The sequence below is a fragment of the Paracoccaceae bacterium genome, from assembly GCA_019454225.1.
GTDB lineage: Bacteria > Pseudomonadota > Alphaproteobacteria > Rhodobacterales > Rhodobacteraceae.
Genome location: CP075370.1, coordinates 1,912,117 through 1,930,861, shown reverse-complemented (window position 1 = coordinate 1,930,861; position 18,745 = coordinate 1,912,117). Strand labels below are relative to the sequence as shown.

Here is an 18,745-nt window from a genome sequence, read left to right as displayed (position 1 = left end):
GCGCGCGCCCCCTTTCCGTCCGCGCCGTCCTTCCGCAGGATGCGGGGATGCCACGCCTGCGCCCTGCCCTGCTGCCGCTGCTTGCCGCCCTTCTGGCGGCGCTCCTCGCCTATGCGCTGGCCCGCCAGATCGCCACCGCCGGGCTGCGCGACGATCTCGACCGGACGCTCCTGCTGACGGCCCGCGCCGTCGAGGCCGAAATCGACCGCTTCGCCGCCCTGCCCTCGGTCGCGGGCGAGGATGCCCGCATCCGTGCCGCGCTGACCGATCCGCGTGCCCTCGATGCCGCCAACCGCTATCTGGAAACCGTCGCGGCCCATGCGGGCGCGTCGGAACTGTTCCTGATCGACGCGCAGGGCGTCACCATCGCCGCCTCGAACTGGAACCGCCCGGGCAGCTTCGTCGGGCAGGACTACGGCTTCCGTCCCTATTTCCGGCAGGCGATGGACCGCGGGCGCGGCCAGTTCTACGCCATCGGCGTGACCACCGGCGTTCCCGGGTATTTCCTCTCGACCCGCGTCACGGCGGGCCCGCTGACCGGCGTGCTGGTGGTCAAGGTCGATCTGCGCCCCTTCCAGGCCACCTGGCAAGGCGCGGGCGCCACCGTCGCGCTGGCCGATGCCGACGGGGTGGTGTTCCTGGCCGGCCCGCAGGGCTGGCTCTACCGCCCGCTGGTGCCCCTGGCGCCCGACACGCTCGCACGGCTTGCCCGCGAACGCACCTACGATGGCGTAACGCTGGCCGCCGCCGATCCGATCCTCGCGGCCCCGCCCGATGGCGCCGACGCGGCCGGGGCGGGCCTGATCCTGCGGCTTGCCGCGCTGCCCGGCCCCGGCTGGCGCCTGATCGCCGCCCGCCCTGCGGCCGCCGTCACCGCCACCGCCGCGGGCTGGGCGCTGGGCGCCGCGCTGCTGGCGCTGTTCCTGGCGGGACTGGCCAAGGCCCGCGCGCAGCGCCGCCAGATCCTCGCCCTGCGGCTCAGCCAGTCGGACCGGCTCGAAGCCATGGTGACCGCCCGCACCATCGACCTCGCGCGCGAGGTTCAGGCCCGCGCCCAGGCCGAATCCGACCTGCGCGCCGCCCAGGAACACCTGATCCATGCCGAAAAGATGGCCGCCCTCGGCCGCATGTCCACCGCCATCGTGCACGAGATCAGCCAGCCCCTCGCCGCGATGGAGGCGACCCTTGCCGCTGCCGAGATGGGTCTGGCCCCGCAGGACAGCCGCACCGCCCCGCGCCTTGCCACCGCGCGCGGCCTGATCCGCCGGATGCAGCGCACCACCCGGCACCTGAAAAGCTTCGGCCGGAAAGAGGCGGGCACCCTGTCGCTGATCGACCTGCGCCCGGTCGTCGCTTCGGCGATCGAGCTCGTCACCCCACGCGCCCGCGCGGTGGGCGTGATGCCCGGCTTCGATGCCCCCGATAGCGCCGTCACCGTGATGGCGGGCGCGGTGCGCATGGAACAGGTCGTCGTGAACCTGCTCCTGAACGCGCTCGACGCGGTCGAGGGGCGCGCGGACGGCAGCATCCGCGTCACGCTCGACAGCACGCCGTCCGGCCTGCGCCTGATCGTGGCCGACACCGGCCAGGGCATCGCCGCCGACATCCTGCCCCGCGTCACCGAACCCTTCTTCTCGACCAAGACTGGGGGCGAGGGGCTGGGCCTCGGCCTTGCGATCAGCCGCGCGATCCTCGCCGAATTCGGCGGCGACCTCGCCGTCGCCTCGCAGGACGGACAGGGCACGACCGTCACCGTCACGCTGCCCGCCGCCGCCCGGGCCGAGGCCGCGGAATGACCGCGCGCCTGTTCCTGGTGGACGATGACGCCGACCACCTCGCCGCGCTGGCCGACCTGCTGACCGCGGCGGGCCATTCGGTGCGCGGCTTCCCCGCCGCCGCCGCGGCGCTCGACGCGCTTGCCGCCGATCCGCCCGACCTGCTGCTGACCGACCTGCGGATGCCCGGCACCGACGGGCTGGCGCTGCTCGCCGCGCTGCGGTCGCAGGCGCCCGACCTGCCGGTCATCCTGATCACCGGCCATGGCGACGTCGCCCATGCGGTGCAGGCGATCCGCGCCGGGGCCGAGGACTTTCTCGAAAAACCCTATGACGCGGCGCATCTGGTCGCGGTGATCGACAGGGCCCTGCGTGCCCATGCCACCCGGGCCGAGGTCGGGCGCCTGCAGACCGCGCTGGCCGACCGCACCGGCACGGCCATCCTGGGCGACAGCCGCGCCCTGCGCGCGCTGCGCGACCGGATCGCGGCGCTGGCCCCGCTGGATGTCGATGTGGTGATCACCGGCGAGACCGGCACCGGCAAGGAACTTGCGGCCCGCGCGCTGCACGGCGGCAGCCCGCGGGCGCGTGCCCCCTATGTCGCGGTGAACTGCGCCGCCCTGCCCGAGGCGATGTTCGAAACCATCATGTTCGGCCATGCCTCGGGCGCCTTCCCCGGCGCCGGCCCCGCCCGTCCGGGCAAGATCGAGGCCGCGCAGGGCGGCACCCTGATGCTCGACGAGGTCGAGGCGATGCCCCAGCCGCTCCAGGCCAAGCTCCTGCGCGTGCTGCAGGAACGCATGGTCGAACGGCTGGGCGAAAACACCCTGCGCCCGGTTGACCTGCGGGTGATCGCCACCACCAAGACCGACCTTCGCGCGGCCTCGGCCGAAGGCCGGTTCCGCGCCGACCTGTTCTACCGGCTGGCCGCCGCCGAACTGGCGACACCCCCCCTGCGCGAGACGGGTGACGACATCGCGCTGATCTTCGCGCATTACGCCCAGCTTGCCGCGCGCCGCTATGGCCGCCCCGACCCGGCGCTGCCCTACGGCCTGCGCCGCCTGCTGGCACGCCGCCCCTGGCCCGGAAATGTCCGCGAACTCAAGGCCGCCGCCGAGGCCCATGCGCTGGGCCTGCTCGACCTGCGCGCGGGCGATGCTCCGGTGCTGCCCGACGCCACGCTGGCCGACCGGGTGGCCGCCTTCGAGGCGCGCGAGATCGCTGCCGCGCTCGACCGGCACCGGGGCAACACCGTGCGCGCCGCCGAGACGCTGGGCCTGCCGCGCCGCACCCTGAACGACAAGATGCGCCGCTACGGCCTCACCGCGGAAGGTCCTGCGCCCGACTGATCGGCCGCGCGGTGCCAGCCGATGCCAGACGCGCGCCAGACGCAGGCCAGACGCGAGCCAGACCGTTCATCTTCCGGTAACGTTCCGGTTTCCGCAGCCGCACGAATGCCTTGCGCGGCATTCCTCACGCTACCGCAAGCCCATGTCCGCCAGCGCCCGCGCCATCTCCGGCGGCAGCAGATCGTCGCGAATCCGGCCGGAATCGAGGTCGCGGGGCGCCTCGGACGGGTCGAAATACCGCCAGCCCTGGAACGGCCTGCGCGGCACCGCCTCGGTCCGGTGGATCGCGCTGTCCAGATGGATCGCGCAGCGGCTGATCCCGTCACCCTCGGTCACCTGCTCCAGATCCAGTATGCGCTGGCGGCACAGGATCAAGCCCTTGATCACCCAGTACAGCGACCCCCCGTCCAGCACCTCGGCCTCGCGCTTCGGCCACATCCGCGTCACATGCACCGCCCGGCCCTTCGGCCAGCGGCCCGCCTGGCTGGCCTGCCAGTCGGCCAGATCCTCGACGCTTTCGGCGCCCACGCACAGCTTCAGAATGTGAATCATGGCCCGCAGGATAGGCGGCCGGACGGCGACGGCAAGGTGGACAATCGCCCCCCCCTGCCCTATCTTGTGGCCTCCCCCGACTTATCCACAATCCCGAGGGTCGCATGTCCCCTTTCTCCACCCCCATTGCCGAACAGATATGGGACATGAAGTATCGTCTGAAGGCGGCCGACGGCACGCCCGTCGACCGCACGGTCGAGGATACCTGGCGCCGCATCGCCCGTGCCCTCGCCGAATGCGAGGCCGATCCGGCACAGTGGGAACCCGTTTTCTATCAGGCACTTGCGGGGTTCAGGTTCCTGCCTGCGGGCCGCATCACGGCAGGCGCGGGCACCGGCCGGTCGGTCACGCTGTTCAACTGCTTCGTCATGGGCACGATCCCCGACACCATGCCCGGCATCTTCGAATCGCTGAAGGAAGCCGCGCTGACGATGCAGCAGGGCGGTGGAATCGGCTATGATTTCAGCACCATACGCCCGAAGGGCGCCGAGGTGCGCGGGGTCGCCGCCGATGCTTCGGGACCGCTCAGCTTCATGGATGTCTGGGACGCGATGTGCCGCACCATCATGTCGGCGGGGTCGCGGCGCGGCGCGATGATGGCCACCATGCGCTGCGACCACCCCGACATCGAGGCCTTCATCGAGGCCAAGAAAGACCCCGCCCGTTTACGGATGTTCAACCTGTCGGTGCTAGTCACCGACGCGTTCATGGCCGCCGTGCGGGACGACGCGCCATGGGAACTGTCCTTCGGGGGAAAGGTCTTTCGCACGATCCCCGCGCGCGACCTGTGGAACCGCATCATGCGCTCCACCTACGACGTGGCCGAACCCGGCGTGATCTTCATCGACCGGATCAACGCGGCCAACAACCTGTCGTATGTGGAAACGATCGCGGCCACCAATCCTTGTGGCGAACAGCCGCTCCCCCCCTATGGCGCCTGCCTGCTCGGGTCGATCAACCTGGCCGCGCTCGTCACCGGCCCCTTCACTGCCGGCGCCACGCTCGACCTGGCAGAGCTTGACCGCCTGACCCGCGTCGCCGTCCGCATGATGGACAATGTGGTGGACACCAGCCGCTTCCCCCTGCCGCAGCAGGCCGCCGAGGCGCAGGCCAAGCGCCGCATCGGCCTGGGCGTGACCGGCCTCGCCGATGCGCTGCTGCTGGTCGGGCTTCGCTATGGCTCTGATTCTGCTGTGGAAATGACCGAAACCTGGATGCACGCCATTGCCCGTGCGGCCTATCTCGCCTCGGTCGACCTGGCGCGCGAAAAGGGCACCTTTCCGCTGTTCGACGCCGAACCCTACCTCGCCTCGGGCACCATGCGCGGGATGGACGAGGACGTCCGCGCCGCCATCCGCACCCATGGCATCCGCAATGCGCTGCTGACCTCGGTCGCCCCCACCGGAACCATAAGCCTTTATGCCGGCAACGTTTCCTCGGGGATCGAGCCGGTTTTCGCCTACAGCTACACCCGCAAGGTGCTCCAGAAGGACGGCAGCCGGACCGAGGAGGAGGTGGTGGACCACGCCGTCGCGCTGTGGCGCAGGCTGCACGGCGACGCCCCGCTGCCCGACCATTTCGTGAACGCCCAGACGCTGGCCCCGCTTGACCATGTGCGGATGCAGGCGGCGGCACAGAAATGGGTGGATTCGAGCATCTCCAAGACGATCAACTGCCCCGAGGACATTTCCTTCAACGATTTCAAGGATGTCTACATGGCGGCATGGGACATGGGCTGCAAGGGCTGCACCACCTATCGCCCCAACGACGTCACCGGTTCGGTGCTCAGCGTCTCGGAATCCTCGGAAAAGACGCCGGCCGAGCAGCCCGCACAACTGCACGCGGCGCCCGGCGGGGCCGAGGTGGTCTATCTTTCCGAACCGCTCGACCGCCCGACGGCGCTGGAAGGTCAGACCTACAAGCTGAAATGGCCGGGCTCCGAGCACGCGCTCTACATCACCATCAACGACATCGTCATCGCCGGGCACCGCCGCCCCTTCGAAGTGTTCATCAATTCCAAGAACATGGAGCATTTCGCCTGGACCGTCGCGCTGACCCGGATGATCAGCGCGGTGTTCCGGCGCGGCGGCGACATCTCGTTCGTCGTCGAGGAACTGAAGGCGGTGTTCGACCCGCGCGGCGGGGCCTGGATGGAAGGCCGCTACATCCCGTCGATCCTTGCCGCCATCGGCGGCGTGATCGAACGCCACCTGATCGCCATCGGCTTCATCGAGGGTGAGGGGCTGGGCCTGAAATCCGATCCCAAGGCCGATGTGGTGGCGCTGCCGCGCGGGCGCAGCTGTTCGTCCTGCGGCAGCCACGACCTGCGGATGATCGAGGGTTGCCTGACCTGCGCGGCCTGCGGATTCTCGAAGTGCGGCTAGTAGAATCCAGAAAAATCATTGAATAGCAGAATATTGAACGATGTTCTTCAGACTCCGGATGAAGGCTAGAGATCCTCGACCATCGCCACGCCGGGCACCGCCCGCAGTGCGCCCTTGATCGCGGGCGATACCGGAAAGTCGCGCCCCAGCACGATCTCGACCTCGCGGTCCGGGTCGGGGCGGACGCACAGATGCACCGGCGCCCGCGCCTTGCGGCCGGCCTCGGCGCCGATCCGCGCCAGCAGCGCGGCAACCGCGCCGGCGGCCTCCTCGCGGTCCAGATGCACCCGCAGCCCGCTGGTGCCGCCCGCCTCGGCCACCCGGTCCACCGGTTCCACCCCGCGCGCCAGAAGCTTGACCCCCTCGCCTTCGGGCGTCGCCTCGACGGTCAGCACCACATTCGCCCCCGGTTCCAGAAAGGCGCGTGCGGCCTCCAGCGTGTCCGAGAACACAGTGACCTCGTAAAGCCCTGTCGGATCGGACAGGCTGACAAAGGCGAACCTGTTGCCCCGCGCGGATTTCTTTTCCTGCCGCGATGACACGGACCCGGCGATCCGGGCCACCAGCGGGCCGCGTTCCACCGCCGCCGCCACCTCGGCCAGGGTCTGCACACCGCGCCGGCGCAGCGCGCCCATGTAGTCATCCAGCGGATGGCCCGACAGGTAGAACCCGATCGCCTGATGCTCCTCGGCCAGCCGCTCGACCGGCAGCCAGTCGTCTCGGAACGGCAGGCGCGGCGGCGGCAGGTCGGCGCCCGGTTCGCCGAACAGGCTGACCTGCGCCGAGGCGCGGGCCTCATGGATCGTGGCGGACCAGGCGACCAGCGTGTCCAGACCCTCGAACACCCGCGCGCGGTTGCGCTCCAGCCGGTCGAAGGCCCCGGCGCGGGCCAGCATCTCCAGCGGCCGCTTGCCGACCCGCCTGAGATCCACGCGCCGGGCGAAATCCGCAAGATCGGCAAAGGGTTGGTCGCGCCGGGCGGCCACGATCAGACGCATCGCCTCGACCCCGACATTCTTCAGCGCGCCAAGCGCGTAGACCACCGCACCGTCACGCACCGAGAACATCGCCTCGGAGGCGTTGACACAGGGGGCCACGGTGCGGATACCCATCCGGTCCACCTCGCGCTTGTAGACGGCCAGCTTGTCGGTCAGGTGGATGTCGCAGTTCATCACCGCCGCCATGAACTCGACCGGGTGATTGGCCTTGAGCCAGGCGGTCTGGTAGCTGACGACCGCATAGGCGGCGGCGTGGGACTTGTTGAACCCGTAGTTCGCGAACTTCTCCAGAAGGTCAAAGACTTCGCCCGCCTTTTCCTTCGACACGCCGTTCTTGACCGCGCCCTCGATGAACTTCGGGCGTTCCTTGGCCATCTCCTCGGGTATCTTCTTGCCCATGGCGCGGCGCAGCAGGTCGGCACCGCCCAGCGAATAGCCGGCCATGACCTGGGCAATCTCCATCACCTGTTCCTGATAGACAATGATGCCTTGCGTCTCCTTCAGGATGTGGTCGATGGAAGGGTGAATGGATTCAAGGGGTCGCAGCCCGTTCTTCACCTCGCAGTAGACCGGGATGTTCTCCATCGGGCCGGGGCGGTACAGCGCCACCAGTGCCACGATATCCTCGATGCAGGTGGGCCGCATCCGGCGCAGCGCGTCCATCATGCCGGAGCTTTCCACCTGGAACACCGCCACCGTCCGGGCAGCGGCGTAAAGCTCATAGCTTCTGGCGTCGTCCAGCGGGATCAGGCCGATATCCACCTCGATCCCCCGCAGGCGCAGCAGATCAAGCGCGTTCTGGATCACCGTCAGCGTCTTGAGGCCGAGGAAGTCGAACTTCACCAGCCCCGCCGCCTCGACCCACTTCATGTTGAACTGCGTCGCGGGCATGTCGGACCGGGGGTCCTGGTAGAGGGGCACGAGTTCATCCAGCGGGCGATCGCCGATCACCACGCCCGCGGCGTGGGTCGAGGCGTTGCGCAAGAGCCCCTCGATCGCCGCCGCATAGTCCAGAAGCCGCGCGACCACCTCTTCCCGGGCGGCATCGCGCAGGCGCTGTTCGTCGGCCAGCGCCTTGGTGATGCTGACCGGCTTGACGCCCTCGACCGGGATCATCTTGGACAGGCGGTCGACCTGGCCGTAGGGCATCTGCAGAACCCGCCCCACGTCGCGCACCGCCGCCTTGGACAGCAGCGCGCCGAAGGTGATGATCTGGCCCACGCGGTCGCGGCCATACCGGTCCTGCACGTAGCGGATCACCTCTTCCCGACGGTCCATGCAGAAGTCGATGTCGAAGTCGGGCATGCTGACCCGCTCGGGGTTCAGGAACCGCTCGAACAGCAACCCGTAGCGCAGGGGGTCGAGGTCGGTGATGGTCAGCGCATAGGCCACCAGGCTGCCCGCCCCCGACCCCCGCCCCGGCCCCACGGGGATGCCCTGCGCCTTGGCCCACTTGATGAAATCGGCCACGATCAGGAAATAGCCCGGGAACCCCATCTGCTCGATGATGCCCAGTTCGAAGGCCAGCCGCGCCTCGTAGGTCTCGACCGGGGCGGCATGGGGAATGACCGCCAGCCGTGCCGCCAGCCCCTGCTGCGCCTGACGCCGCAGTTCCTCGACCTCGTCATCGGCAAAGCGCGGCAGGATCGGCTTGCGCTTGAAGGCCGCGAAGGCACAGCGGCGGGCAATCTCGACCGTGTTCTCGAGCGCCTCCGGCAAGTCGGCGAACAGGGCGCACATCTCGGCCTCGGTCTTGAGGCAGTGCGCGGGGGTCAGGCGGCGGCGCGGGGCCTGCTGATCGACATAGGCGCCCTCGGCGATGCAGATCAGCGCGTCATGCGCCTCGAACATCGCGGGTTCGGGGAAATAGACGTCATTCGTGGCGACCAGCGGCAGGCCCATGTCATAGGCAAGGTCGATCATCGGGCCTTCGGTGGCCCGTTCCGACTCGGGCAATGCGCCGGCGTCGCCCGGGTGGCGCTGCACCTCGACATAGAGCCGGCCCGGAAAGGCCGCGGCAAGCCGCCCGGCCAGGGCCCGCGCCTTTGTGGACTGCCCGTTGACAAGATACCGTCCCAGAGGCCCCTCGGCGCCGCCGGTCAGGCAGATCAGGCCCGCGGCGTGCTGCGCCAGTTCCTCGACCGTCACCTGCGGCAACTGTCCCCCCGCATCCAGCCAGAGGCAGGAGTTCAGCCGCATCAGGTTCATGTACCCCGTCTCGTCCTGCGCCAGCAGCACGACCGGCGCGGGCAGGCGCGGGCGTTCGCCGGGCTGCGCGGGATCGTAGGCAACCGCCACCTGGCAGCCGACGATCGGCTGCACGCCTGCCGACAGCGCCGTGGTCGAGAACTCGAGCGCGGCGAACATGTTGTTGGTATCGGTCACGGCGACGGCCGGCATTCCCGCCTTCTGGCAGAGCGCCACGAGCTTCTTGACCGGCACCGCGCCTTCCAGCAGCGAGTATTCGGTATGGACGCGAAGGTGGATGAATCGGGGGGCAGACATGGGCAGACCCTAGCCAGCCCGCCCCCCGGCGTGAAGGGTCAAGCGAAGGCGGGACGGCGCTGCGCCGGCCGCAGGCAGAGCACCGCGCCAACCAGGACGGCAAGCGCAACCCCGCCCAGCACGGCCTGATCGCCCCAGCCGGGCTTGGCCACCATCAGGAACACGATGGCGAACTGCACGACATAGTCAAACCGGCCAAGCCGCATCAGCCGTTGTGCGCCCGCCAGGTCGACGGATGGCCCCTGCGCCGCGAGCCGTTCAGCCTCGGGGCCGATTGCCACCGCGCCGAGCACGGCGGTGAAGGCGATACCGGCCAGACCCAGAACGATCCACGCCGGCCAGCCAAGCCCGCCCGCAAAGACCAGCGAAATCCCGGTCAGCAGGGTCAGCAGGCTGGCAGGCATGAACAGGCGCGGGCCGATGAAGGCGGTGTGCCTGATCAGGGCCGTCAGGCTGCCGTGCGCGGCGTCACCGCTGGCGCGCGCCACCAGAACCGAGCCGAGGAGGATGAAGGCAAAACCTCCGCCCAGCCAGACGACCGCGCAAAGGACATGCATGAACTTGAGACCGGTATAGAGGTCCATGGAAACACCTGTGTTCGATAATTTTCGATCCGGCGCGGATATCCGCCTTTCCGGGGCGCGGTCGAGTGCGGAATTCCTTACCCGCCGCGTGATCCAACGGCCGCCGCGCCGACCTCCTGCCCGTTCTTTCGGCAAATCCTGAAACTCCTTCGCCCGGCGCTGCAATCGTGGCGCTTGCCTTGTGGATCAGGGCCGGGCTTCATGCTTTCAACAACAAGGGGCGAAAACGTCCCGGGGCGCGGGCCCGCTTTACGCCGCATCGGGCGGACCCGCACAAGGCCTCCAACGGGGAGAAGGCGGCGGGTTGTGACATGTCGGAGATCGCGTTTCTGCTCAACGGAACGCCGGTCCGTGTGGCGGATGAACCGCCCACGCGGACCCTTCTCGACTGGCTGCGCGACAGTCGCGGACTGACCGGCACCAAGGAAGGCTGCAACGAAGGCGATTGCGGTGCCTGCACCGTGATGGTCACGGATGACCGGGGGGCACGCGCGCTGAACGCCTGCATCCTGTTCCTGCCGCAGGTGCACGGAAAATCGGTCCGCACGGTCGAGGGCATCGCCGGTCCGGATGGCGCACTGCATCCGGTGCAGCGCGCGATGGTGGAACACCACGGGTCGCAATGCGGGTTCTGCACGCCCGGCTTTGTCATGTCGATGGCGACGGCGCATCTGAACGGCCGCACCGACCATGACGACCAGCTTGCCGGGAACCTGTGCCGCTGCACCGGCTATGCCCCGATCGTACGCGCCGCCGAGGCGGCGGCGGCAGAGCCGGTGCCGGACTGGATGCGCGCCGCACCGGATGGCGCGCTGGCCGAGATGGGCGATCCCGCCGTGCAGATCCCGCGCAGTTCCGACGAACTGGCCGCATGGTATGCGGACCATCCCGACGCAACGCTGATTGCGGGGGCCACGGATGTCGGTCTCTGGGTCACGAAGCAGTTGCGCGACCTGTCGCCCGTTGCCTTCCTGAACCGCTGCACCGACCTGACCCGCATCGACCGGCAGGGCGACGCGCTGCGGATCGGTGCCATGGTCACCCTGTCGGACCTGTGGGAGGCGATGAAGCCCCTGCATCCGTCCTTTGCCGAGATGCTGCGCCGCTATGCGTCGGTGCAGGTGCGCAACGCCGCGACCATCGGCGGCAACATCGCCAACGGCAGCCCGATCGGCGACGGCCCGCCCGCACTGATCGCCCTGGGTGCCACGCTGCACCTGCGCCGGGGCAACGACCGGCGCGACATGCCGCTGGAGGATTTCTTCCTCGACTACCGCAAGCAGGACCGCCGCCCCGGCGAGTTCGTGGAGGCGGTCACGATTCCGGCGACGGCGCCCGGGCTGCGGTGCTACAAGCTGTCGAAGCGCTTCGACCAGGATATCTCGGCGGTGTGCGGCGCGTTCAACGTGACGGTGGCGAACGGCACCGTCACGGGCGCGCGCATCGCATTCGGCGGCATGGCGGGCATCCCGAAGCGCGCCGCCCAAGTCGAGGCGATGCTGGTCGGCCGCCCCTGGACACCCGGCACCATCGACGCCGCCAGGGCCGCATTCCCGCAGGATTTCACGCCGCTGAGCGACATGCGGGCCAGCGCGGACTACCGGCTCGCCGCCGCCGCGAACATGCTGACGCGCTACTGGCACGATCTTGCCGGTGCCCGGGTTTCGGTTCTGGAGGTCCGGACATGACGATCGGCGCCCCGCTGCCGCATGACGCGGCCCCGCTGCATGTCACCGGCCAGGCCCGCTATGTCGATGACATTCCGATGCCGGGTGCCGCGCTGCATCTGGCCTTCGGCCTGTCCACCGTCGCGCATGGCGACATCCTGTCGATGGATCTGACGGCCGTGCGCAGTGCGCCCGGCGTGGCAATGGTGCTGACAGCCGAGGATTTCGACGAGGTTCCCGACTGTTCACCCTCGGTGCATGACGAGCCGCTGCTTGCCACGGGAACCGTCCATCACGTCGGGCAGGCGGTGTTCCTGGTCGTGGCCGATAGCCACTTGGCCGCCCGCAAGGCCGCGCGGCTGGCGCGGATTGCGTACCGCGAGCGACCGGCCCTGCTGACGGTCGACCAGGCCCTGGCCGCGAACAGCCGGTTCGAGGGCGGTCCCATCGTCTGGTCGCGGGGCGATGCCGGCGCGGCGCTGGCCACCGCGCCCGTCGTCGTCGAGGGCCGGTTCGAGGTGGGCGGGCAGGAACATTTCTATCTCGAGGGCCAGGTCGCGGCAGCAATCCCGCTGGAAGGCGGCGACATGCTGATCCATTCCTCGACGCAGCACCCGACCGAAGTCCAGCACAAGGTTGCCCACGCGCTGCACCTGCCGATGAGCGCGGTCCGCGTGGACATGCGGCGCATGGGCGGCGGCTTCGGCGGCAAGGAAAGCCAGGGCAACGCGCTGGCCATCGCCTGCGCCGTGGTGGCCGCGCGCACCGGCCGTCCGGTCAAGATGCGCTACGACCGCGACGACGACATGGTGATCACCGGCAAGCGGCACGATCTGGCGATCCTGTATCGCGCCGGCGCGGATGCCGAAGGCCGCATCCTGGGGGTGGAGTTCACGCATCTGTTCCGCTGCGGCTGGAGCCAGGACCTGTCGCTGCCGGTGGCCGACCGTGCGATGCTGCATGCCGACAACTGCTACTGGCTGCCCGCGATCCGCATCGAAAGCCACCGCCTGCGCACCAATACCCAGAGCGCCACGGCCTTCCGCGGCTTTGGCGGGCCGCAGGGCATGGTGGGAATCGAACGCGTGATGGATCACATCGCCCACGCCACGGGCCAGGATCCCATGGCGGTGCGCAAGGCCAATTTCTACCGTGCGGTCGGGCCAGCTGGCGCGGGCAAGGGCCACCGCTTCGGCGGCGCGCATTCGCCGAAACCCGAGCAGATCGGGCCGCAGACCACGCCCTACGGCATGCCAGTCGAGGATTTCATTGGCGACGACCTGGTGGCAGAGCTGGAGCGGACATCCGATTTCCACGCCCGCCGCGACGCGATCCGCGCCTGGAACGCGCAAAGTCCGATCCTGAAACGCGGGATCGCGCTGACACCGGTGAAGTTCGGCATCAGCTTCACGCTGACCTGGTACAATCAGGCGGGCGCGCTGGTGCATGTCTATCAGGACGGTTCGGTGATCCTGAACCACGGCGGGACCGAGATGGGCCAAGGGCTGAACCAGAAGATCGCCCAGGTAACGGCGGCGGTGTTCGGGCTGGAGGCCGGGCAGATCCGGATCACCGCCACCGACACCGCCAAGGTGCCCAACACCTCGGCAACCGCAGCCTCGTCCGGGTCGGACCTGAACGGAATGGCGGCACAGGACGCGGCCACGCGGATCCGCGACCGTCTGGCGGTGCACCTTGCCGCGAAACATCAGGCCGATCCGTCGGAAGTGGTCTTTGAAGGCGGGCGTGTCCGCGTGAAGGGCGCCGACCACGCCTTTGCCGATGTCGCGAAAAGCGCCTATCAGGCGCGCGTGTCGCTGTCCTCGACAGGGTTCTATGCGACACCAAAGATCACATGGGACCGTATCCGGGGGCATGGCCGCCCGTTCTATTACTTCGCCTACGGCGCCGCGGTGACCGAGGTCGTCATCGACAGCCTGACCGGCGAGAACCGCATCCTTCGCGCCGACATCCTGCACGACACCGGCACCTCGCTGAACCCGGCGCTGGACATCGGCCAGGTCGAGGGGGCCTATGTTCAGGGTGCCGGATGGCTGACGACCGAGGAGCTGGTCTGGGACGGCAAGGGGCGGCTGACGACGCATGCCCCCTCGACCTACAAGATCCCCGCCTGTTCCGACCGCCCGCGCGTGTTCAACGTCGCGCTTTGGGGTCGGGCGAACCGCGAGGATACGGTGGGCAAGTCGAAGGCCGTGGGCGAGCCGCCGTTCATGCTGGGCATTTCGGCGCTGATGGCGCTGTCCGACGCGGTCGCGGCCTGCGGCGATGGCACGGTCTATCCTGCGCTTGATGCGCCTGCGACAGCCGAACGGGTGCTGGCGGCGGTGCGGAGGGTGCGGGGCCATGCTTGATCTCGACGGTCTTCGCACAACGGTCGCGCTTCACGGGCGGGTGGCCCGCGTCGTGATCGCGGATTTCGTGGGGTCCTCGCCGCGCGAGGCCGGGGCCGCCATGCTGGTCTGGCAGGACGGCCAGTCGGGAACGATCGGTGGCGGCGCCCTGGAGTGGGAGGCGACGCGGCAGGCGCGGGCCATGCTGGCGGACGGCGGAACGCGGGTCGATCGACTGCCCCTCGGCCCCGCGCTGGGCCAGTGCTGCGGCGGGGCCGTGACACTTGTGACCGAGGTGTTCGACGCGCGGAACCTGCCGGTTCCGGTGGCGGGGGTGGTTGCGCGCAGCATCGACGGGCGCGACATGCCGCTGTCCGTGCGGCGCATCATCGACCGGGCGCGCGCGCAGGGCGTTCCGGCGGCCGTCACGCTGACGCAGGGATGGCTGGTCGAGCCTGTGGCGCTGCCGCTTCGGCACCTGTGGGTCTGGGGTGCGGGACATGTGGGGCGCGCGCTGGTGGCGGTGCTGGCGCCGCTGCCGGAGTTGGCGATCACCTGGATCGACGTGGCCGAGAACCGGTTTCCGGCGGAGATCCCGGCCGGGGTGACGGTGCTGCCCGCGGCCGATGCCGCCGCGCTGGTGCCGCATGTCCCACGTGACGCGGAACACCTGATCCTGACCTATTCGCATGCGCTGGATCTCGACCTCTGCCACCGGTTGCTGGGCCATGGCTTTGCCGGCATCGGGCTGATCGGATCGGCAAGCAAATGGGCGCGATTCCGGTCGCGGCTGGCGGCACTCGGCCACGCGCCCGGCCGGGTGGCAACCATCCGCTGCCCCATCGGCGACCCCGCCCTTGGCAAGCACCCGCAGGCAATCGCAATCGGCGTCGCGGCAGAAATCCTGCGGGGCTGCACCATGGGAACCAACCGGCAGGAGAATGCGCGATGACGGAGCGGCCCGAACTTCTGGCGGTCGAAGGCGTGACCAAGGCCTATCCCGGCGTCGTTGCCAACAGCGACGTGTCATTTTCCATCGGCATGGGCGAGGTGCATGCCTTGCTTGGCGAAAATGGTGCGGGCAAGTCCACGCTGGTCAAGATGATCTATGGGCTGGTCAAGCCGGACTCGGGAACGATGCGGTTCCGCGGGGCGCCCTTCGCACCGGCCGAGCCCGCCGAGGCGCGGCGGACGGGCGTGGCCATGGTGTTCCAGCACTTCAGCCTGTTCGAGGCGCTGAACGTGGCCGAGAACGTGGCGCTGGGCATGGAGACCCCCCCGCCGATGCGCGACCTGTCGGCCCGCATCAAGGCCGTGAGTGAGGAATATGGCCTGCCGCTCGACCCTGCGCGGATGGTCGGCGACCTGTCGGCCGGCGAACGCCAGCGGGTCGAGATCGTGCGCTGCCTGCTGCAGGACCCCAAGCTTCTGATCATGGACGAACCGACCAGCGTGCTGACGCCGCAGGAGGTGGACATCCTGTTCAAGACGCTGCGGCAGTTGAGCGCCGAGGGCACCGCAATCCTCTACATCAGCCACAAGCTCGAGGAAATCCGCGCGCTTTGCGATGCGGCGACGATCCTGCGGCGCGGCAAGGTGGTGGCCACCTGCACCCCCCGCGAGCGGACCGCGCGCGAGATGGCGGAACTGATGGTCGGCGCCACGCTGACCCCGCCGGAACGACACCCCCGCGCAGGCGGTGCGGTGGCGCTGCAGGTGACCGGCCTTTCGGTCGCATCCCCGATCCCCTTCGGAACGGCGCTGAAGGACGTGTCGTTCAGCGTCGCGCAGGGCGAGGTTCTGGGGATCGCGGGCGTGGCAGGCAACGGGCAGGACGAACTGTTGCTGGCGCTGTCGGGCGAACTAAAGACCCCGAGCGACGCGGTGCGCATCGACGGCGCGGGGGTGGGCACGCTCGGCCCCAACGACCGGCGGAAGCTGGGCCTTGTGGCAGCACCCGAGGAACGGCTGGGCCATGCGGCGGCCCCCGACATGAGCCTTGTCGAGAATGCCCTGCTGTCGGGCGCGGTCCGCAAGGGGCTGACCCGGCGCGGCTTCATCGACTGGTCGGCGACACGCGACTTCGCGGCCCGGATCGTGGAACAGTTCGACGTCCGCACCCCGGGAACGCATGTGGCGGCGCGGGCGCTTTCGGGGGGAAACCTGCAGAAGTTCGTGGTGGGCCGCGAATTGAGCCAGGCGCCCGGGGTCGTGATCATCAACCAGCCCACATGGGGCGTGGATGCGGCGGCGGCGGCGGCGATCCGGCAGGCCATCCTGGACCGCGCGGGCGAGGGCGCGGCGGTCGTGGTGATCAGCCAGGACCTGGACGAATTGCTGGAGGTGGCAGACCGCTTTGCAGCGCTGAACGGCGGACGGCTGAGCGAACCCCGCCCGGTGCAGGGCCTGACCATCGACGAGATCGGCCTGATGATGGGCGGCGCGCATGGCATGGAGGTGGCGCATCATGGGCACTGACTGGCGCTGCGGCGGGCAGCCCGGAACGCGGGACTGCCGTGACGACCGCAACAACCGGCACGGAGGGCGCACGACATGCTGATCCTGGAAAAACGCCCCTCGCCCAGCCGGTTCTGGCAGGCGGCGACGCCGGTGCTTGCGGTCGCGCTGACCATGGTGGCAGGCGGCATCATGTTCGCGTTGCTGGGCAAGGACCCGGTGGCGGCGATCCGCACGATATTCTGGGACCCGCTGTTCGGCGAGTTCGCCTGGTATCTGCGCGGGCAGCTTCTGGTGAAGGCCGGGCCGCTGATCCTGATCGCGGTCGGGCTGAGCCTGGGGTTCCGCGCCGGCATCTGGAACATCGGTGCAGAGGGTCAGTACATCATGGGCGCGATCTGCGGCGCCGGTGCGGGCCTTGCGTTCTATCCGGATGGCGGCTGGTTCGTGTTTCCGCTGATGGTGATGGCGGGCGCCCTGGGCGGCTGGGCCTGGGCGATGATCCCGGCGATCCTCAAGACCCGCTTCAACACGAACGAGATCCTCGTGTCGCTGATGCTTGTCTATGTCGCGCAGACCATCCTGTCGAAGGCTGCGACCGGGTTCCTGCGCAACCCGGAAGGCGCCGGCTTCCCGGGGTCGCGCAACCTGTCGCGGTGGCAGCCGGGATCGAACCCCGAACTGATCGCGGGCTCGGGCATGCACTGGGGCGTGGTCGCCGCCTTCATCGCCGTGATCTTCACCTACATCCTGCTGCAAAGGCACATCCTGGGGTTCCAGATCAAGCTGGCGGGCCAGGCGCCGCGTGCGGCACGGTTCGCGGGCGTGAGCCCGGCGCGGCTGGTGGTGCTGTGTCTGGGCATCTCGGGCGGTCTTGCCGGGCTTGCCGGGCTGTTCGAGGTGGCCGGGCCCGCCGGGCAGATCTCGATCGACTTCGCCAGCGGCTATGGCTTCACCGCCATCATCGTGGCCTTCCTCGGGCGGCTGAACCCCTTCGGCATCCTGCTGGCCGGGCTGCTGATGGCGCTGACCTACGTGGGCGGCGAGATGGCATCGACCAACCTGCGGCTTCCTTCGGCGGCGATCCAGGCCTTCCAGGGAATGCTCCTGTTCTTCCTCCTCGCGGTCGACCTGCTGTCGAACTACCGCGTGCGGTTCCTTCTGGCGAAAAAGGTGGCGTGATGGACATGTTCGGCGGAATCAACCCGGCGGTTCTGATCGCCTCGCTGATGGCGGCCTCGGTGCCGATCATGCTGGCGGCGATCGGGGAACTGGTCGTGGAAAAGTCAGGCGTGCTGAACCTCGGGGTCGAGGGGATGATGATCATGGGCGCGGTCTGCGGGTTCGTGACTGCTGTCGGCACGGGAAGCGCGGTGCTGGGTTTTCTGGGTGGCGCGGCGGGCGCCATGGCGATGGCACTGGTCTTTGCCGTGCTGACGCAGGTCCTGCTGGCGAACCAGGTGGCAACCGGACTGGCGCTGACACTGTTCGGCCTGGGGCTGTCCAGCCTGATCGGACAGGGCTACGTCGGCATCAAGCCGCCGCCGACCGGCGCGGTGCCGTTCGGGCCGCTGGCGGACATCCCGGTGATCGGCCGCATCCTGTTTTCCCACGATCCCATCGTCTACCTCTCGATCGCGGCCATTGCGGCGGTCTGGGCCGTCCTGCGCTTTACCCGTACGGGCCTGATCCTGCGGGCGGTCGGCGAAAGCCATGACGCGGCGCATGCGCTTGGCTACAAGGTCACGCGCATCCGGGTCCTGGCAATCCTGTTCGGCGGCGCCATGGCGGGGCTCGGCGGCGCCTATGTCAGCCTTGTGCGGGTGCCGCAATGGACCGACGGGATCACCTCGGGCGCGGGCTGGATCGCTCTGGCCATCGTGGTGTTCGCCGCGTGGAAACCGTGGCGGGTGCTGATCGGGGCCTACCTGTTCGGCGGGATCACCGTGCTGCAGCTTAATCTGCAGGCAGCCGGTGCCCGAATTCCGGTCGAATACTTGTCGATGTCGCCGTACCTGATAACGATCCTGGTGCTGGTCCTGATGTCGGCAGACCGCGCGCGGGCGGCCATGAACGCGCCTGCCGCTCTGGGCAAGAATTTCCACGCCTCGCGCTGAGGCCAA

12 protein-coding genes are annotated in these 18,745 nt (G+C 69.1%); 9 read left to right on the top strand and 3 right to left on the bottom strand.

The genetic code is table 11. From position 1 onward, the window contains the following. Window positions 1-47 precede the first annotated feature (47 nt). Together KF887_09210 and KF887_09205 are read left to right on the top strand one after the other, a co-directional pair. Window positions 48-1,796: a sensor histidine kinase gene (locus KF887_09210; protein QYK43249.1), complete on the top strand. Its 1,749-nt coding sequence runs from the start codon at window positions 48-50 to the stop codon at window positions 1,794-1,796. Then, the gene (locus KF887_09205; protein QYK43248.1) at window positions 1,793-3,124 is read left to right on the top strand and encodes a sigma-54-dependent Fis family transcriptional regulator; all 1,332 of its coding nucleotides are present in this window, start codon (window positions 1,793-1,795) and stop codon (window positions 3,122-3,124) included. The genes KF887_09210 and KF887_09205 overlap by 4 nt, the downstream gene beginning before the upstream one ends. Before the next feature lie 129 nt (window positions 3,125-3,253). On the opposite strand, the gene KF887_09200 is transcribed toward KF887_09205, so the two are convergent. Beyond that, the gene (locus tag KF887_09200) at window positions 3,254-3,685 is read right to left on the bottom strand and encodes a DUF1489 domain-containing protein (protein QYK43502.1); all 432 of its coding nucleotides are present in this window, start codon (window positions 3,683-3,685) and stop codon (window positions 3,254-3,256) included. A 95-nt stretch (window positions 3,686-3,780) separates the two neighbouring features. On the opposite strand from KF887_09200, the gene KF887_09195 reads away from it, so the two are divergent. Then, window positions 3,781-6,060, top strand: coding sequence for an adenosylcobalamin-dependent ribonucleoside-diphosphate reductase (locus KF887_09195; protein ID QYK43247.1), 2,280 nt, complete (start codon window positions 3,781-3,783; stop codon window positions 6,058-6,060). 65 nt (window positions 6,061-6,125) lie between these two features. Here the strand turns inward: KF887_09195 and dnaE are convergent, their stop codons facing one another. Continuing rightward, window positions 6,126-9,563, bottom strand: coding sequence for a DNA polymerase III subunit alpha (gene dnaE, locus KF887_09190; protein ID QYK43246.1), 3,438 nt, complete (start codon window positions 9,561-9,563; stop codon window positions 6,126-6,128). A gap of 38 nt (window positions 9,564-9,601) precedes the next feature. Then, window positions 9,602-10,147 carry a DUF2269 family protein gene (locus KF887_09185; protein ID QYK43245.1) on the bottom strand — a complete coding sequence of 182 codons (546 nt, stop codon included), beginning with the start codon at window positions 10,145-10,147 and terminating at the stop codon, window positions 9,602-9,604. A gap of 311 nt (window positions 10,148-10,458) precedes the next feature. On the opposite strand from KF887_09185, the gene xdhA reads away from it, so the two are divergent. The 6 genes from xdhA to KF887_09155 all read left to right on the top strand — a co-directional run bounded on the left by xdhA (window position 10,459) and on the right by KF887_09155 (window position 18,739). After that, window positions 10,459-11,835, top strand: coding sequence for a xanthine dehydrogenase small subunit (xdhA, locus tag KF887_09180; GenBank protein ID QYK43244.1), 1,377 nt, complete (start codon window positions 10,459-10,461; stop codon window positions 11,833-11,835). Continuing rightward, window positions 11,832-14,186, top strand: a complete 2,355-nt coding sequence (gene xdhB / locus KF887_09175) for a xanthine dehydrogenase molybdopterin binding subunit (protein QYK43243.1) — start codon at window positions 11,832-11,834, stop codon at window positions 14,184-14,186. The genes xdhA and xdhB overlap by 4 nt, the downstream gene beginning before the upstream one ends. Further along, window positions 14,179-15,117, top strand: a complete 939-nt coding sequence (xdhC, locus tag KF887_09170; protein QYK43242.1) for a xanthine dehydrogenase accessory protein XdhC — start codon at window positions 14,179-14,181, stop codon at window positions 15,115-15,117. Before xdhB ends, xdhC begins: the two co-directional genes overlap by 8 nt. Next, window positions 15,114-16,643, top strand: coding sequence for an ABC transporter ATP-binding protein (locus KF887_09165; GenBank protein QYK43241.1), 1,530 nt, complete (start codon window positions 15,114-15,116; stop codon window positions 16,641-16,643). Before xdhC ends, KF887_09165 begins: the two co-directional genes overlap by 4 nt. A gap of 75 nt (window positions 16,644-16,718) precedes the next feature. Beyond that, the gene (locus tag KF887_09160; protein QYK43240.1) at window positions 16,719-17,804 is read left to right on the top strand and encodes an ABC transporter permease; all 1,086 of its coding nucleotides are present in this window, start codon (window positions 16,719-16,721) and stop codon (window positions 17,802-17,804) included. Beyond that, a complete protein-coding gene (locus KF887_09155) occupies window positions 17,804-18,739 on the top strand; it encodes an ABC transporter permease (GenBank protein ID QYK43239.1) in 936 nt (311 codons plus the stop codon). Before KF887_09160 ends, KF887_09155 begins: the two co-directional genes overlap by 1 nt. The last annotated feature ends 6 nt before the right edge of the window (window positions 18,740-18,745 follow it).